General features: G+C 38.8%; 13 protein-coding genes and 1 tRNA gene. 5 read left to right on the top strand and 9 right to left on the bottom strand.

All coding sequences use genetic code 11. From position 1 onward, the window contains the following. The first annotated feature begins 88 nt into the window (after window positions 1-88). Together ACWPKD_RS01295 and ACWPKD_RS01290 are read left to right on the top strand one after the other, a co-directional pair. A complete protein-coding gene (locus ACWPKD_RS01295; RefSeq protein WP_455410868.1) occupies window positions 89-1,057 on the top strand; it encodes a DUF3667 domain-containing protein in 969 nt (322 codons plus the stop codon). 76 nt (window positions 1,058-1,133) lie between these two features. Continuing rightward, window positions 1,134-2,171, top strand: a complete 1,038-nt coding sequence (locus ACWPKD_RS01290) for a M28 family metallopeptidase (protein ID WP_455410867.1) — start codon at window positions 1,134-1,136, stop codon at window positions 2,169-2,171. A gap of 44 nt (window positions 2,172-2,215) precedes the next feature. Here ACWPKD_RS01290 and ACWPKD_RS01285 read toward each other — a convergent pair whose 3' ends face one another. From ACWPKD_RS01285 to ACWPKD_RS01255, 7 genes are all read right to left on the bottom strand, one after another. Continuing rightward, a complete protein-coding gene (locus ACWPKD_RS01285; protein ID WP_455410866.1) occupies window positions 2,216-4,396 on the bottom strand; it encodes a TonB-dependent receptor in 2,181 nt (726 codons plus the stop codon). Between the two features lie 69 nt (window positions 4,397-4,465). Then, window positions 4,466-4,807: a hypothetical protein gene (locus ACWPKD_RS01280; protein WP_455410865.1), complete on the bottom strand. Its 342-nt coding sequence runs from the start codon at window positions 4,805-4,807 to the stop codon at window positions 4,466-4,468. A 150-nt stretch (window positions 4,808-4,957) separates the two neighbouring features. Further along, entirely contained in the window at window positions 4,958-5,287 is a 330-nt protein-coding gene (locus tag ACWPKD_RS01275; RefSeq protein ID WP_455410864.1) for a YegP family protein, read from the bottom strand. A 137-nt stretch (window positions 5,288-5,424) separates the two neighbouring features. Then, window positions 5,425-5,500: transfer RNA gene (locus tag ACWPKD_RS01270), tRNA-His, on the bottom strand. Between the two features lie 88 nt (window positions 5,501-5,588). Then, complete coding sequence (gene bshB1, locus ACWPKD_RS01265) at window positions 5,589-6,305, bottom strand: bacillithiol biosynthesis deacetylase BshB1 (RefSeq protein ID WP_455410863.1); 717 nt, start codon at window positions 6,303-6,305, stop codon at window positions 5,589-5,591. Between the two features lies 1 nt (window position 6,306). Next, on the bottom strand, window positions 6,307-7,371 hold the full coding sequence (locus tag ACWPKD_RS01260; protein WP_455410862.1) for a chorismate-binding protein: 1,065 nt from the start codon (window positions 7,369-7,371) through the stop codon (window positions 6,307-6,309). A gap of 1 nt (window position 7,372) precedes the next feature. Then, window positions 7,373-7,798 (bottom strand): PaaI family thioesterase, encoded by a 426-nt coding sequence (locus ACWPKD_RS01255; RefSeq protein WP_455410861.1) that lies wholly within the window; start codon window positions 7,796-7,798, stop codon window positions 7,373-7,375. A gap of 142 nt (window positions 7,799-7,940) precedes the next feature. On the opposite strand from ACWPKD_RS01255, the gene ACWPKD_RS01250 reads away from it, so the two are divergent. The 3 genes from ACWPKD_RS01250 to purL all read left to right on the top strand — a co-directional run bounded on the left by ACWPKD_RS01250 (window position 7,941) and on the right by purL (window position 14,034). Then, window positions 7,941-9,518 carry a right-handed parallel beta-helix repeat-containing protein gene (locus tag ACWPKD_RS01250; RefSeq protein WP_455410860.1) on the top strand — a complete coding sequence of 526 codons (1,578 nt, stop codon included), beginning with the start codon at window positions 7,941-7,943 and terminating at the stop codon, window positions 9,516-9,518. 19 nt (window positions 9,519-9,537) lie between these two features. Continuing rightward, complete coding sequence (locus ACWPKD_RS01245) at window positions 9,538-10,185, top strand: DUF1579 family protein (RefSeq protein WP_455410859.1); 648 nt, start codon at window positions 9,538-9,540, stop codon at window positions 10,183-10,185. A gap of 180 nt (window positions 10,186-10,365) precedes the next feature. Beyond that, complete coding sequence (gene purL, locus ACWPKD_RS01240; protein WP_455410858.1) at window positions 10,366-14,034, top strand: phosphoribosylformylglycinamidine synthase; 3,669 nt, start codon at window positions 10,366-10,368, stop codon at window positions 14,032-14,034. A 48-nt stretch (window positions 14,035-14,082) separates the two neighbouring features. Here the strand turns inward: purL and ACWPKD_RS01235 are convergent, their stop codons facing one another. Then, on the bottom strand, window positions 14,083-16,332 hold the full coding sequence (locus tag ACWPKD_RS01235) for an ATP-binding protein (RefSeq protein WP_455410857.1): 2,250 nt from the start codon (window positions 16,330-16,332) through the stop codon (window positions 14,083-14,085). 161 nt (window positions 16,333-16,493) lie between these two features. After that, complete coding sequence (locus tag ACWPKD_RS01230; RefSeq protein WP_455410856.1) at window positions 16,494-17,069, bottom strand: dual specificity protein phosphatase family protein; 576 nt, start codon at window positions 17,067-17,069, stop codon at window positions 16,494-16,496.

Raw genomic sequence — 17,069 nt, 5'->3', positions numbered from 1 at the left:
GATAAGATTTTCCTATCCATCTAAAAAAACACCTCAATAAGATTACAAATACTATTTTTCTTATCTTTAAAGCACTGAAAATTAAGCTATGAGCAAAAGTAAACTACGAGAAGACAAAACCTGTTTAAATTGTGGTACAACCGTTGAAGAACGTTTTTGCCCGCAGTGTGGCCAGGAAAACACCGAAACGCGAAAATCCTTCCATTATCTTTTTACTCACTTTCTGGAAGATCTTATTCATTACGACAGTGGTTTCTGGAAAACCATGAAATACCTCCTCTTCAGACCGGCAAGACTTACCCGGGAATATTTGTCCGGGAAAAGAATGGCTTATGTTGCTCCGGTAAAACTCTATATTTTCATCAGTTTTATTACCTTTTTCCTGAGCGGTTTTTTCATGGGCAACCCGATGGATTTAAAAGCTACAAATAAAAATAACGAAGCAATTACCAATACGGATACCCTTTCCGCTTTTTTCAATAAACGCCAATCGGGGCTTTTTACGGAATACAAAACGGTTCATGAACTGGACTCGGTTCAGGCAACCCTTCCTGCCGATAAAAAATTAAACCCGGTGAACTATTGGTTTGCGAAAAAAATCACCAAAGTCAACGAACACAACACCCCAAACCAGATCCTCAGTAAGTTTTTCGTTTCCTTTAAACAAAATTTACCGAAGGTATTGTTTCTGTTCATGCCGGTGTTTGCTTTCTGGCTTTGGATATTTCACGGCAAAAAAAGATGGTACTATTTCGACCACGGGATTTTCACTTTACACTATTTCTCTTTCTTACTTCTGAGCACCGGTCTTTTAATGATTATTGATGCGTCAATGGATTATTTAGGCTCAAAGTTTTTCTTAGTCATCAAAGGAATAACCATAGCTGTTTATTTCCTTTGGAGCATCTTCTATTTCTATAAAGCCCATAAACGCATGTATGGTGAATCCAAATTTGTTTCCTTTGTTAAGGGTTCGCTTTTGATTTTCATCAATTGGCTGTTCATACTCTTTTTTATTGTATTACTCGCACTCTATTCAATAATAAGTATTGAATAAATCATAAAAATCACTACTTTGCTGAAACAAATATTTTCTTTTTGATACTAATTAAGATAAACACGATTTACACGATATGAGAACCAGTTTTATTTTCGCTTCGGCTTTAAGCCTTACGCTATTGAGCTGTACCGCCCAAAAACCAAAAGATGCGGCTCCGGCTGCAAAAGGTGCGGACTTTTCACTTTTTATCAATAACATCGAAGAATCCAATTTAAAAGCGAATCTTTATGTAATTGCTTCCGATGAAATGCAGGGAAGAAATACAGGAGAACCTGGTCAGAAAAAAGCCGGTGAATACATCATCAGCCAATATAAAAAATTAGGCATTTCTTTCCCTAAAGGCGCCGACAGTTACTACCAGAAAGTACCTTCAGAATTCATGAAGAAAGGTTTCAGCCCAAAACTAAACGATTCGGAAAACATCTGGGCATACATTGAAGGTTCTGAAAAACCGAATGAAGTTTTAGTGATTTCGGCACATTACGATCACGTGGGAATGAAAAACGGCGAAATCTACAACGGTGCAGACGATGACGGCTCCGGAACGGTTGGTGTAATGGAAATTGCCAAAGCGTTCATGAAAGCTAAGAAAGAAGGTCACGGACCAAAACGTTCTATTCTGTTTTTACATGTTACCGGTGAAGAACACGGTTTGCATGGTTCGAGATTTTATTCGGAAAATCCGTTGTTCCCGATGCAGAATACGATTGCCGATATCAACATCGATATGATCGGACGCCGTGACAACATCAATCCGAATGACAATAATTACATCTATGTGATTGGTTCCGATAGATTAAGTTCTGAATTACACACCATTAACGAAGACGTAAACAATAAATACACCAAGCTTCGTTTGGACTACAAATACAATGACCGAAACGATCCGGAGCAAATTTACTACCGTTCCGACCATTACAATTTTGCTAAAAAAGGCGTTCCGGCCATTTTCTTCTTCAACGGAATCCATGACGATTACCACAAACCGACAGACGAAGTGGAAAAAATCGAATTCCCATTATTGGCAAAAAGAGCTAAACTAGCCTTTGCATTGGCCTGGGAATTAGCCAACAGAGACAAACGCATCGTGGTAGACCGCGACGGAAAATAAAGCATAAAAAAAGGCTCTCGTAATTGAGAGCCTTTTTTTATGCTTTATAACTTGATTTTAAATCCGAAATTAAAAACGAAACCATCCAGTGGTGCCCATACTTCCGTAAACTGCGGTGTATTATTTGGGCCCGAAACAAGGCTTTCTTTTCTTGTCTGACGGTAATCAAATATGTTTTCCACATTTCCAAAGAATGTAAATTGCTTCCAGTAACGTTCCACAACCGCACCATAAGTCCAATATGACGGCGTTTTCCCTAAACTACTGAGTGTTTGACTGCTTTTGAATTCATAATCGACTCCTATTCGCCATTTCCCTGGCAAAGAATACAATAAATCGCCTTTAATACTGTGCTTTGGCGTTAATGTAACATTCGATTTGTTACCATAGAAATGATTCGTGGCTTCCGTAAAAGTATAGCCCATAAAGAAAACAAAATCACTGAAACCAAATTTAAAAAAAGTCTCTGCTCCTTTACTTTGCGTGTAACCGTCAGCATTTACAAATTCATAATCCGAGCCATTGTTTTGCAATAACAATGGATTATCCAGATAGGTATAAAAGAACATCTGATTAAAATTAATGAACATGTTCTCTCCAAAATTTATTTTGTAACCGATATCCGCATTTCCGCCATACGATTGCTCTGCTTGAGTTGCGTCACGGTTTATCGCCAAAACATTTTTATATCCTAACAATTCAGCTTCCTGGTTGAAAATACTCGCGTTTCTGTATCCCAAACCACCTCCTATCCGGGTAGTTAATTTATCCGTCCATTTAAACAAAGCTGAAGCACGGGGCAAAACATAAAGTTTTTCATCTGTCACATAATCTGTTCGCAATCCGCTTTCAATGGCTACTTTTTGACTTAAATCAAAGGTGTAATTCACAAAAGCACCAACGGTTTTGTACTTCTCATTTCTAAGATTTGCGGTTTCCAAAGGTGTTTCCTTAAAATCATCGGAGTAGAAATTCAGTCCTGTTATTAATGTGTTCTTTTCCTTCTTATACAAATACGATACTTCTGAAAACGAAGAGAGTTGTTTCCCGGAAAACTTATATTCACCTTCTGCAAAAGTCGGTACAATTAAAAGGTTTCTGTCAAATATATTGAAGGAATTCCTAAAGGTAATTGTTTTGTTTTCTGCAAGTTTATGATCCAACTTTACCTGCGTTGTGATTCTATTGATTTCGTTTTTCTCCTTATAAAAATGTGAACTGCTGATTGCTTCTTCATCCAACAACCCTACATCGCCTCCCTGACGCTTTTCAGTTGTAAAAGTACCGGCTACACTTAAATTGGTCTGATCATTAAAATAGAAAACAATTTTAGGATTGAAGTTGTATTTTACCAATTCCGGTAAGTCTGTAAAACCGTCATCATCTGCATCAAAAGCCCTGTGAGAATTTCGTTGTGCCAATAACGTATATCCTATTTTTTCATATTTGCGGCTTGTGAACATATTAACATCAAAAGCACCAATTTGTGAACCGTTAAGATGTAAAATAGTTTCATCGCTTTTAGGTTCTTTCGATATCAGATTGATTAAACCTGAAATGGCACCGCCCCCGTAAAGCGTTGATGCAGAACCTTTCACATATTCAATCTGACGAAGATCCAGCGGCGGAATCTGCATAATGCTCAAACTTCCTGAAAACCCTCCGTACAAAGGGAAACCGTCTTTAAGCATTTGGGTATAGCGCCCATCCAACCCTTGAATACGCACGTTTGCAGTATTACTTGTTGCTGAAGTTTGCTGCACCTGAATTCCGGTACTGTGCGTTAACAAATGGGCCACTTTACTCGGATCCATAGTAGCGGCTTCATCTATTTCTTCGGTAAGTACTTCCACACGAGTTGGTATGTTGGAAAGTGTACGGGCCGATCGGGTTCCTTCCACAATAATTTCATCCAATTCGGAAGAATGGCTTTCCGACATAAAAATTGTAACCGTTTCGGCCAAAGGCATTTCAATTTCGGTCTCTATAGTAGTATACCCTATATGAGAAAACACAAAGATGTGTTTTCCGTCAGGCAGGTTTAAAAGCTTGACTTCGCCCTTTTCATTAGAGCTTGTCCCGGTTTGGGTATCTTTTAGCACAACGCTTACACCTGCTAAATTTTCGTTAGTGATACTGTCTTTTACCACTGCAGTAAAAGTATTCTGGCTGAATGCAACGGAAATCGTGCAGAACAGCATAAGTAGTGAAAAATAATATTTCATCTGAATAAAATTGATTAATAAAAATTCCTCCTGAGATGCTGTACATCAGAGGTTAAGTATAAAATTCAATTAAGCAATTTTAGGAGGTTTCCAAATGTAGAGCAGCACATTCGGCTGGAAATCATCTTTATAGAAAATAATTTTACCCGGCTTCTGATAATAAACCCTTTGTACCTGTTTGAAGTATTTCTGTTCGGAACTTATAGCCAAAACCTGGAAGATTGAAAGATCTCCATGGTGATGAAAGGGAAGTTTTTCATGTTCCTCATGTTCCTCTTCATGATGACTACCGAAATAGTGGTCTTTCAGAAAAACAATAAAATCATTTTCGTTGTACTCCTGGGTATGGTGTGAGTAATGAGAAAATAAAGTTGGGAATCGCACGGCGTTTTCTGCTGCAAAAGGAAACACAATCTGCAAACAAATAAGAAACATTAAAAAACTCCCGAACAATCTCATACGGCAAAAATAAGTATTTTATCATTCCAGCTTCTAAAATTTCATTGTGGTAAAATAAAAAAGGCTCTCAATTATGAGAGCCTTTTTTAGTATTTCGGTTGACTATAAATCTTCTTTTACATCCGCATCCGGAGCATTTTTCATAACAGATTCGATTCCGTTATCACGAGAAGCAACAGATTCGTACATTTCACTGCTACCGATGATTTGCCCGTTAGTGGCTTTCAGGTTGAAGTATGGTTTTCCGTTTTTAGATTCCAAACGATCAAAACGAGCGTCGTCCTGTGAATTTTTCTTAACAGATTCGATTCCGTTTTCGCAAGCTGCTTTTGTAGTATAACCTTCGCTTGCTAAAATTACCTGTCCGTTACCTGCTTTTAAAACAAACTGAAACTCACCGTTTGCTCTTTTTGTAATTAAGAATGATCCCATGAATTTAATTTTTTATTGATTAATACTTATTTTTTAATGGTACAGACTAAAAATAGTAAGAATATGTTTATCAATCAAGAAAAAAACCAAAAAATGCAGAAAACAAAAAAAGCTCCGAGTAAAACTCGAAGCTTTTTGGGTGAATGAGGGGTCTCGAACCCCCGACCTTCGGAACCACAATCCGACGCTCTAACCAACTGAGCTACAATCACCATTTGTTGTACAACCCAAGTCTATGACTCAGTTTGCGAGTGCAAATATAGCGCAATTCTCAGCTTTCGCAAATATTTTTTTAAAAAAATTATATCAAATCCCCTAAACTGTTGACTGCCACATATCTTTCAACGGTAAATCCTTCGCCATAATCCTTTCCGATGAGCCTTCCAAGGTCCTGAGAGCGGTAATGCAAGCTATCCAAAAAGTTTTTTGTAGCAATCGGCGTGATCGGTTCGTTGGAATTTGAATCGTAAAACTGTGAAGTGTAGGCCATAATCGCTTCCACTTTTTTGTCCACAAATCCGGTAACATCCATCACAAAATCCGGTTCGATGTTTTTCCACTGAATATAATGGTACACTAATTTTGGTCGCCAAGCTTCCTGATTCTCACCATCAAGCTGCGTTTCAATTCGGCGCAGACCGGAAAGAAAACACGCATCGGAAACCAATTTACTGCCTTTTCCATGATCGATATGACGATCGTCAACAGCGTTACACAAAACAATTTCCGGCTTGTACTTTCGAATCATTTTAATGATTTCCAGCTGGTGCTTTTCATCATTTACAAAAAAACCGTCACGAAAACGCAAATTCGCCCGCAGCTCAACACCTAATATTTTTGCCGCAGCTTCTGCTTCTTTGTCTCTTATTTCCGCTGTCCCTCTGGTTCCTAATTCCCCTCTGGTCAAATCAATAATCCCAACTTTTTTGCCAAGTGAGATTTCTTTCGCCAGCGTAGCGCCACAGCCTAATTCAACATCATCGGGATGTGCCCCGAAAGCCAATATGTCTAATTTCATCTTAATTCAGTATTTTTTTCAAGGTAAGCGATTTGTTCACGGTTTCCAGAAATTCTTTTTCCGGATCGCTGTCTTTGGTAATGCCGCAACCTATATACAAATGTGCCGTTTTATCTTTTATTTTCATGCAACGCAAGTTTACGAACAAATCCGAGCTTTCACTTCTGCCCGATGAAAAATTACGATTGAATTCCCCTAAAAATCCGGCGTAATACTCGCGGTCGTAGCCTTCGTTTTCCAGAATGAAATCTTTGGCAATCAATTTCGGATACCCGCAAACCGCCGGTGTTGGGTGTAAAATCTTCAAAACGTCTTTCAGGCTGCTTGATTCGTTTAATTTGGCAGAAATATCGGTTTTAATATGAAGCAGGTTCCCCGCAGCTGCCGTGTAAGGACTTGAAACGACTTCTTCCGAAACATGTTTTTTGAGGTTTTCCAAAATGAAATCGGTAACGAATTGCTGTTCATCTTTTTCTTTCTGTTTCCAGTTTACTTCCTCTTTTCCTTTATTTACCTTGGTTCCGGCTAAAGCAACCGTATGGATTTCAAAATCTTTTACTTTCATCAATTGCTCCGGAGTCGCTCCCATCCACAACCCAATTTTCGGATGGAAAAAGCAATATTTAAACGCCAAAGGATAATTTTCTATCAACCTCTTAAACAATTTTTCTATGTCGAAATATTCAAGATCGATTTTCTCTTTCCGCGACAAAACCACTTTTTTAAAATGGCCGGAATTGATTTGAGTAATTGCTTTTTCTACTAAATTTTCAAAATTCGCTTTTGCTTTTTCATCCAATTCATAGAAAACCGGTGCTTCGGATTGGTGAACGGAAGAATCAACTTTATCGATAAGCACGTCCAGATATTCTTCAGGGAGCAAGACATAATCCTCTCCATTGAAAGGCGCAAAAACAAAACCTTTCTCATTGAAATTTTCAACAAAATACAAATGATCGTTTTGCTGAAACAAACCAATGATTTCTTCCGAATTCGGTTTGCAATACAATACAAACGGGAGATTTTGCTCCTGTTGGGTTTTAACTTTTAGAAACAATTCTGTCATATTATTTTCTTCTTGGCAAAACCATATTGGTGAGTTTGCAGAGTGATATCAGATTACCTTCTTCATCCGTAATTTTAATTTCCCAAAGATGTATCGATTTTCCTTTATGAATAATTCGGGCGGTTCCTGTCACGATACCTTCACGTTTGCTTTTTAAATGATTGGCCGATATTTCAATGCCTCTCACCTCTTCTTCCGCAGGATTCACGAACATTAACGAAGCGGCACTTCCAACACTTTCCGCCAAAGCAACGGATGCGCCGCCATGCAACAAACCCATTGGCTGATGAACCCTTGGATTTACAGGCATAGTCGCTTGCAGAAAGTCTTCGCCGGCATCTGTATATTCAATCTGAAGGGTTTCCATTAAAGTATTTTGAGAGAATTGTTTACAGAGCTGTAAAACTTTTTCCTTATCGAATTGCATAATTATTTCTTTAGAAATGTAAATTTAGCAAATGTCCGGACAATTCACCTAATGCCGACAACACTAATTTCCCTAAAAAAACGTTAATTAAGTAAGTGTATACTTTAAAATATTTCAATACTTTTACAAAAAACTAAACATAATGCGTCACTTTTTTAGCATCCTTTTTTTGGGAATACTAATTTCGCTTACTTCCTGCCGTCAGGATTTTGAATTCGAAGACAGCACGGGTGGGCTGGAATTCTCAAAAGAGACTGTTTATCTAGACACGGTTTTTACCAATATCGGTTCCAGTACTTATACGTTAAAGGTTTATAACCGAAGCGACAAGGATATTAAAATCCCGAAAATCCAATTAGCACAGGGCAATAGCTCAAAATACCGCATTACCGTTGACGGAATGATGGGAAATGATGCTGACGGAAACGGTATAGGTGACGGGAAAATTTTCGACAATGTAGAATTGCTGGCCAAAGACAGTATGTACATTTTCATTGAAACCACTATTGATTACAATGATTATGCTAATCCTGATTCGGAATATCTGTATACTGATGAAATTGAATTCCACAACATTAGTGGTGCTCCGCAAACCGTTGACTTAGTTACTCTAGTAAGAGACGCGTATTTCTTATTCCCAAAACGATTCTCTGACGGAACTTATGAAACTTTACCTATCGGTGATGATGAAATTTACGGTTTTTACTTAGACCATGCAGATCCGAACAACGGCGACGAATACCATTGGGGCAACGACAAACCTTATGTAATTTACGGTTACGCAGCTGTTCCGACCGGTGAAACGCTCACTATTGATCCAGGAGCCAAAATCCATTTCCATGCCGATTCGGGTTTGATTATTGGTAATGGTGCCACTATCACAGCTATTGGTGATTATTCGCAATACGATTCGGAAGGCCATGTAATTGTTGACAACGAAATAACTTTCGAAAGCGATCGTCTTGAACCAAGTTTTTCAGACACTCCGGGACAATGGGGCACAATTTGGATGACCGAAGGCAGCACAGGAGCTTTTGACCATGCCACCATAAAAAATGCAACGGTTGGCTTATTGATTGAACACAATGCCGGAACCATCACTATCGATAATACCCAGATTTACAATTGTTCCAATTATGGTATTTTAGCCAAAACAGGAACAATCAACGGTAGAAATATGGTCATTAACAATTGCGGACAAGTTGGATTAGCCTGCTCATTAGGAGGAACTTACAACTTTACACACTGTACCTTTGCCAATTATTGGCCGAGACCGAACCAGACGCCTGTATATATCGACAACGGTAGAACTGATTTTCCGGTAAATCTTACCGCTGCCAATTTCACCAATTGTATTATTTACGGCAGCAGCAGTTACGGAATTTCCTTAAAGAAACTCAATGACCCTGGTGTTACCTTTAATTATAATTTCAGAAATTGTCTGATCAAATTTTTCGATTTCGGACAGTTCCAGAACGATCCTTTGTACCCGATTGCCAACACCACTAACTATCCGGGTTGCATCATTGCGCGAAATTCAACAACAAACAAACCTGACTTTAAAAACCCACAAAGCAATAAATTGATTATCGGTGAAGATTCTGCCGCCAAAGGAACCGCTGATGCCGCTATAGCGACAGGTACATATGATATTTTAGGAAATCAGAGAACTGCTACTTCCTGGGATATGGGCGCTTATAATTTTGTTATATTTGAGTAAACCAAAAACCAATATAATTATGAACAAAGCAATTCTTACCTTGGCAATCGCTTCTTTAAGTTTAGTTGCCTGCAAAAAAGACGAGAAAAAGGCAGATTCTCAGTCTAACATTGATTCAACTGCTACAAAAACAGAAGAAGCTGTGGCGGCAATGCCGGATTCTGCAGCCATGACCAAAGCCTGGATGGAGTATGCTACACCAGGTGAAGCTCACAAAATGATGGCCGCCGAAAACGGTATGTGGGAAGAAGAACTTACAAGCTGGATGGCTGAAGGTGCAGAACCGATGAAAGCCAAGATGACAGCGGAATACAAAACAATTTTAGGCGGACGTTACCAGGAATCGGTTCACAAAGGAGATTTCATGGGATCCCCTTTCGAAGGAAAAAGCACTTTAGCCTATGACAATGCAATGGGAGAATATACTTCCACCTGGATTGACAACATGGGAACAGGACTTATGGTTATGAAAGGAAATTATGATGCCGCTACCAAAACTTTCAATATGGAAGGTCAAGGTGTTGATCCGATTACCAAAAAAACAAAAAAAATGCGTGAAGTAATCACGGTTGTAGACGACAACACCCGTAAAATGGAAATGTTCGATACCGGTTACGACGGAAAAGAGTTCAAATGCATGGAACTTATGATGAAGAAAAAGAAATAATCATACGATATTTTCAAAATGAAAAGCACAGGTTAAATCTTGTGCTTTTTTTATGATGACAAACTTTGTCAACTGACTTTTTTGGAATAAATTTGCACTTTCAAAACAACAACACACCCGATACATTTGATATTAAGAAAATTAATTAATTTGAACGTAGCGGAATAAAACAACCACACAATGATTCATTTCTTCGGAAACCAAACGAACACTGTTTTTGCTGTTCAAGCGCAAAACGAATTATCGACTGAAGACATCAACAAATTAAACTGGCTTTTTGGCAACGCACATAAAATAGAGAAATCCGCACTGTCGGATTTTTTTGTTGGACCACGTGCCGCCATGGTAACCCCTTGGAGTACAAACGCTGTTGAAATCACTCAGAATATGGGTATTTCAGGAATCATCCGAATGGAGGAATTTGAAAAATCAACTTCAGATTTCACGGCTTTCGACCCGATGATTTCCCAAAAATATGCAGAATTAAACCAAGATATTTTTACCATCAACATTCAGCCGGAAGCCATTCTGGAGATTGATGACATCGCTACTTATAACAAACAGGAAGGTTTGGCTTTAAGTGATGAAGAAGTAGAGTATCTGAATAATTTAGCCGTTAAAATCGGAAGAAAATTAACGGACTCTGAGGTTTTTGCATTCTCTCAGGCGAATTCGGAACACTGCCGTCACAAAATCTTCAACGGAACTTTCGTGGTGGATGGTGAAGAAAAACCGACTTCCCTGTTCAAATTAATCAAGAAAACATCGGAGACAAATCCTAACGATATTGTTTCTGCTTATAAAGACAACGTTGCTTTTGTTAAAGGACCAAAAGTGACACAATTCGCACCAAAAAGTGCTGACAAGCCTGATTTTTATCAGGAAAAAGAATTTGATTCCGTACTTTCCCTAAAAGCGGAAACGCACAACTTCCCTACTACGGTTGAGCCTTTCAGTGGTGCCGCAACAGGTTCCGGAGGAGAAATCCGAGACCGTTTAGCCGGAGGACAAGGTTCGTTGCCATTGGCGGGAACTGCGGTGTACATGACTTCCTATTCTCGTTTAGAAAACGGAAGATCCTGGGAAGAAGCTATGAACGAAAGACCGTGGTTGTACCAAACGCCAATGGATATCTTAATCAAAGCCTCAAACGGAGCTTCGGATTTCGGTAACAAATTCGGTCAGCCGTTAATTACAGGTTCGATTTTAACTTTCGAACACGAAGAAAACAACCGCAAAATAGGTTACGACAAAGTAATCATGCAAGCTGGTGGAATCGGATACGGAAAATTAGACCAAGCCATTAAAAAGAAACCACAGGAAGGTGATAAAATCGTAATTCTTGGTGGTGAAAATTATAGAATCGGAATGGGTGGTGCTGCGGTTTCCTCTGCAGATACAGGAGCTTTCGGTTCAGGAATCGAGTTAAATGCTATTCAGCGTTCCAACCCGGAAATGCAAAAACGTGCTGCCAACGCCATTCGTGGTTTGGTAGAAAGCGACAACAACCCAATCGTATCAATTCACGATCATGGTGCGGGAGGACATTTGAACTGTCTTTCTGAGTTAGTGGAAGATACCGGAGGTTTAATCGATTTAGATAAATTACCGGTGGGTGACCCTACGCTTTCGGCTAAGGAAATCATCGGAAATGAATCTCAGGAAAGAATGGGATTGGTTATCGGGGAAGAAAATATTGATATCCTTCAGAAAATTGCCGATCGTGAGCGTTCGCCTATGTATCAGGTGGGTGACGTAACTGCGGATCACCGTTTTACGTTTGAAAGCAAAACTTCAGGCGCTAAACCAATGGATTATGCTCTGGAAGATTTCTTCGGAAGTTCGCCAAAAACCATTATGACGGATAAATCGGTTGCCGCTAATTATGCAGATTTAAATTATACAACAGAAAATATCCCAACGTATTTAAACCAAGTACTTCAATTAGAAGCTGTTGCCTGTAAAGACTGGTTAACTAACAAAGTAGACCGTTGTGTGGGCGGACGTGTTGCGAAACAACAATGTGCGGGTCCATTACAACTTCCGTTGAACAATGTTGGAGTTATGGCGTTGGATTTCAAAGGGAAAGAAGGAATTGCCACTACTATCGGTCACTCCCCTGTTTCCGCTTTGGTGAATCCGGTAGCGGGTTCAAGAACAGCAATTGCTGAAGCTTTGTCCAACATTGTTTGGGCTCCTTTAAAAGACGGTTTAAAATCGGTTTCCTTATCGGCTAACTGGATGTGGGCTTGTAAAAACGAAGGGGAAGATGCAAGATTATACGAAGCGGTAAAAGGCTGTTCCGATTTCGCTATCGAATTGGGCATCAACATTCCAACTGGAAAAGACTCGCTTTCCATGAAACAAAAATATCCGAATGACGAAGTGATCGCACCGGGAACGGTTATCATTTCAGCAGCCGGAAACTGTTCTAACATTACTAAAGTTGTGGAACCTGTTTTGAAACGAAACGGTGGAAACATCTACTATATCAATTTGTCTCAGGATACCTTTAAATTAGGAGGTTCGTCTTTTGCACAAATCAACAACAAAATCGGTTCTGAGGTTCCTACCATTACTAATGCTGAATTTTTCAAAAAAGCTTTCAATGTTTTACAGGATTTAATTAAAGACCGTAAAATCAAGGCCGGACACGATATCGGAAGCGGTGGTTTGATCACAACTTTATTGGAAATGTGTTTCGCTGATGTGAATTTAGGTGCTTCTTTTGACTTGTCTGCTTTAGGCGAAAACGATACGGTAAAAGCATTATTCAACGAGAATATCGGTGTGGTTTTCCAGGCGGATGCTGAAGTGGAAGCGGTTTTTGCTCAAAACAATATCGAAATTTTCAATATCGGAACTGCTGCGGAAGGAAATACGGTTACTGTTAAAAACAATGCAGATTCGTTCACCTTCAATGTTTCTGAAGTAAGAGACACCTGGTACAAAACGTCATTCCTTTTAGATTCAAAACAATCGAAAAACGGAACGGCAAAAGAACGTTACGATAATTTCAAAAACCAGCCGTTAACCTATACTTTCCCTTCTCATTTTGACGGAAAAGCACCGGTTATCGACAATTCAAAACCAAGACCAAAAGCAGCCATCATCCGTGAAAAAGGAAGTAACTCCGAGCGTGAAATGGCAAATTCCATGTACTTGGCAGGATTCGACGTAAAAGACGTTCACATGACCGATTTGATTTCAGGTCGTGAAACTTTGGAAGATATCCAATTCATCGGCGCTGTGGGTGGATTCTCGAATTCAGACGTTTTAGGTTCCGCTAAAGGTTGGGCCGGAGCGTTCTTATACAATGAAAAAGCAAATACAGCATTGAAAAACTTCTTCAAAAGAGAAGACACTCTTTCTGTTGGAATCTGTAACGGTTGTCAGTTGTTCATGGAATTGGAATTGATCAACCCTGAGCACGAAGTTCACGGAAAAATGCTTCATAACAACTCCCACAAACACGAAAGCGGCTTTACGTCTGTAACGGTACAGAAAAACAATTCCGTAATGCTTTCTTCTTTGGAAGGCACTACTTTAGGCGTTTGGATTTCGCACGGAGAAGGTAAATTCAACTTACCGTACAATGAAGAGCAGTACGATATCGTTGGAAAATACGGTTATGAAAGTTATCCTGCAAACCCGAACGGCTCGGCATTCAATACGGCTATGTTGTGTGACAAAACAGGTCGCCACCTGGTAACCATGCCGCACATTGAGCGTTCAACTTTCCCTTGGAACTGGGCGCATTACCCAGACAACGGTCAGAAAGATGAAGTAACACCTTGGCATGAAGCTTTCGTAAATGCCCGTAAATGGATTGAAGCGAAAAATAAATAGAAAATAAACACTAAAAAAGAGTCTTTTGAAAAGGCTCTTTTTTTTATGCTATTCACAATAAAAACTAATGGTTTTATAAAGTTCTTCCACATCTACCGGTTTACTGAGTACTTTCTTTATTTTGGCCGCAGCAAAAAGCTCTTTGTTGACATCTTCCGAAATAGCCGTTAAGGCAACAATAGGAATATCCGGTTTGAATTTGGAGATGTATTCCGAGGCTTCAAAACCATCCATTATCGGCATCATGATGTCCATAAGAATCAGGGAATAATCCTCTTCCCCGACCATTTTACAGGCTTCCAGACCGTGATCAGCGATATCACAGATGTAGCCTTTTTTAAGTATCAGCTTTCTGGTTATCAATTGATTGATTTTATTATCTTCCACCAACAAAATTCTGATTTGGGACGGATCTTTTGTTTCTTTTACTTCAGCTTTGACCTGTGGTTCAGGAGTTACTTTATAATTCTCAAAATCCAAACTGAATTCAATTGTTGTTCCTTTATTCGGTTCAGAATCAATGGAAATGGCGCTTTTGAACAAATCAAGTGTTTTTTTAACCACGGTTAATCCAAGCCCGCTTCCGCCGTATTCATAATTGATCTTATCGGATCCCTGAAAAAAAAGTTCATAAATTTTATCCTTGATTTCCGGCGCAATCCCAATACCGTTGTCTTTAATTATAAATTGTACTTCGGTGTGATTCTCATTATAACTCAGCATTTTGGCTTGCACTTCCACAAGGCCATCTTTGGAAAACTTGAAGGCATTGTCAATCAGACTGAATAAAACCTGTTGCAGTTTAGCCTCATCAAAAATTAATTGCTGAGGAATCGAATCGTCAAAAAGCAACGAACTTGTGTTGTTATTATCCCGGTTCTTTTTAACAGAAGCCAATATTTTAGTCAACATTTCTTTTAAGGAAATCAAATCTTTTTTAGGGACATAATCGTTGTCAAAACTATCCAAAACATTGATCTCTATAATATTGCCCGACAAGTTATACAGGTTCTGCACCGAGGATTCCAACTGATCGATGTTCTTTTCATAATTCGTAATATCTTCCCGCATCAGGTGAAGCAACCCGTTTAACGTATAAATCGGGGTTCGCAGTTCGTGTGAAATCGTATCGAGCAATTTCTTTTTAACTTTTAAAGCGCTTTCCAGTTCTGAATTTGTCTTAAACAACAAGGTATTTTTTTCGCTTAGCAGATGATTGATCGAATTTTTAAATTTAGCAGTTCGGTATTGGATATAAATGAATATCAAAAGTGTGATAATGGTTATCAGAGATGCTATCAAAAGATAGTTTTTGTATTTTAAGTTTTCGCTTTTTAATTCATTCTGCTTTATAACGGACTGAAATTCAATATTTTTAACTTCCAGTTCGCGTTTCTGGTTCAGAAAGAGATTCATTTTTACTACCCGATAGACCAGACGCTGTTTAAAATAATCGTTAGCAATCCGCAAATTGGCGGCTGCTTCTTTAAATTTTTTCTGTTTTTCATATGATTTCCCCAAAATCAGGTAATAACGGGACCGCAACAGAAAGTCATCGTCATGTTTCTGATAAAAAGGTGACGCTTTTACCATTTCCAGATACTGAAAAGCTTCAGGCAATTGATCCAGACTGTAGTAACTTTCCGCGACGAATAAAAAAATCTCCGGCTGATCGGCATCTCCTCCGGTTTCCTTGTTGATATTCAAAAACTTAAAGCAATTCAACAAGGTATTTTTCCAGTCTTCTTTTTTCAGATACAGAAGAATGAGATTATAATACAAATCGACCTGCTTTTCTTTAGGTGCGTATTTGGTCAGGAATTTTTCGGATAACAGGGTGTATTTTTCATCTAAAGCTTCTTTGCCTTGTGAATTGTAAAAAACCGCCAGATGCTCATAATATTCTCCGCGGATGCAGTTGTTATTGTGTTGCTGCAGGACACGATCGACTTTATCAAGAGTTTTCTTCGCAGTGTTGTAATCGAATTGCGTTATCTGGAAGTACGAAATCTCAAGATAAAGGTACATTAACTGATCGTAATTTTTCTCCCGGAGCAGTTTCTTCTCTAATTTGGTAAGGATTTCATTGCCCTGTTGGTACAACTCATAATCGTTTTTTTCAAGGAGTACTTTGGCTTTTTCAAATTCATTTAAAACAGCCGTATCAATAGCGGTCTGATTTTGAAATGCAAAAGATGAAATAGAAAACAAAAGAAAAACACATAGTAAATTCAGTTTTAGCAACAAAAACCTTTTACCTGTAACAAAATGTTTTCCAAGTGTATAGCTGCGTTTCACGATCCAAAAAATTAGCTTGAATCAAGTTACGACAATAATCACTTTTAACCTAATAATTCCGACCAAGTCGAATATAATCAAGTTAAATTCAAACTGTTATAAAAGAAAAAGCCTCATCTTGAAATTTCAGATAAGGCTTTTCTTATGATTGACTGTAAAGCTTATTTAGCAGTTTTTTCTTTTCTGGATTCGTAAGCATGCAGAAAGTCACCTTTGGGTTTTCCTAAATCGAAAGAACTCCATTTTGTCAGTATACGGGTGCTGGTTCTGGCTTTGTCCCTATCCATTCCTTCATATTCGATTCTGTAGATAGCCGAGTACATTTCCGCACGTCCGACACCGTGATAACAATGGATTAAAACCGGATAATTAGCCGGATCGTCCATGATTTGAAAAAACCTGTCAAGGTTTTTCTGTTTTGGCACCTGATCGGAACCGTTGTTGTAATAGTTAACGCCCGGAATTTTGGCTACCGCTTCTTTTTCAGCAGTAAGTTCTTCAGGGATTTCAGGATTGTTTACTGAATCACCGGTTCCGGGAAAACGCAAATCCACAATACTTTTGATATGGTGCTTTTTAACGTAATCTTCTATTTCATCGGGCGGAATCACACCGCTTTTATACACTTTCCCTTCGGTAATGGTCTCGAAATTATGATTGATATGCATGTCGTACACGTATTTCCCAACGCCGACAGCAACAACCAAAAGGATCAATAAACCTATTTTTTTCTTCAT

The sequence above is a fragment of the Flavobacterium pedocola genome, from assembly GCF_053764385.1.
This window is presented reverse-complemented; position numbering and strand designations above follow the sequence as displayed.

Coding starts and splice junctions, on each gene's coding strand:
- ACWPKD_RS01285 (WP_455410866.1), bottom strand. CDS start 4,396: ATGAAATATTATTTTTCACTACTTATGCTGTTCTGCACGATTTCCGTT.
- bshB1 (WP_455410863.1), bottom strand. CDS start 6,305: ATGAAATTAGACATATTGGCTTTCGGGGCACATCCCGATGATGTTGAA.
- ACWPKD_RS01290 (WP_455410867.1), top strand. CDS start 1,134: ATGAGAACCAGTTTTATTTTCGCTTCGGCTTTAAGCCTTACGCTATTG.
- ACWPKD_RS01295 (WP_455410868.1), top strand. CDS start 89: ATGAGCAAAAGTAAACTACGAGAAGACAAAACCTGTTTAAATTGTGGT.
- ACWPKD_RS01230 (WP_455410856.1), bottom strand. CDS start 17,069: ATGAAGAAAAAAATAGGTTTATTGATCCTTTTGGTTGTTGCTGTCGGC.
- ACWPKD_RS01260 (WP_455410862.1), bottom strand. CDS start 7,371: ATGACAGAATTGTTTCTAAAAGTTAAAACCCAACAGGAGCAAAATCTC.
- ACWPKD_RS01250 (WP_455410860.1), top strand. CDS start 7,941: ATGCGTCACTTTTTTAGCATCCTTTTTTTGGGAATACTAATTTCGCTT.
- ACWPKD_RS01245 (WP_455410859.1), top strand. CDS start 9,538: ATGAACAAAGCAATTCTTACCTTGGCAATCGCTTCTTTAAGTTTAGTT.
- ACWPKD_RS01255 (WP_455410861.1), bottom strand. CDS start 7,798: ATGCAATTCGATAAGGAAAAAGTTTTACAGCTCTGTAAACAATTCTCT.
- ACWPKD_RS01275 (WP_455410864.1), bottom strand. CDS start 5,287: ATGGGATCATTCTTAATTACAAAAAGAGCAAACGGTGAGTTTCAGTTT.
- purL (WP_455410858.1), top strand. CDS start 10,366: ATGATTCATTTCTTCGGAAACCAAACGAACACTGTTTTTGCTGTTCAA.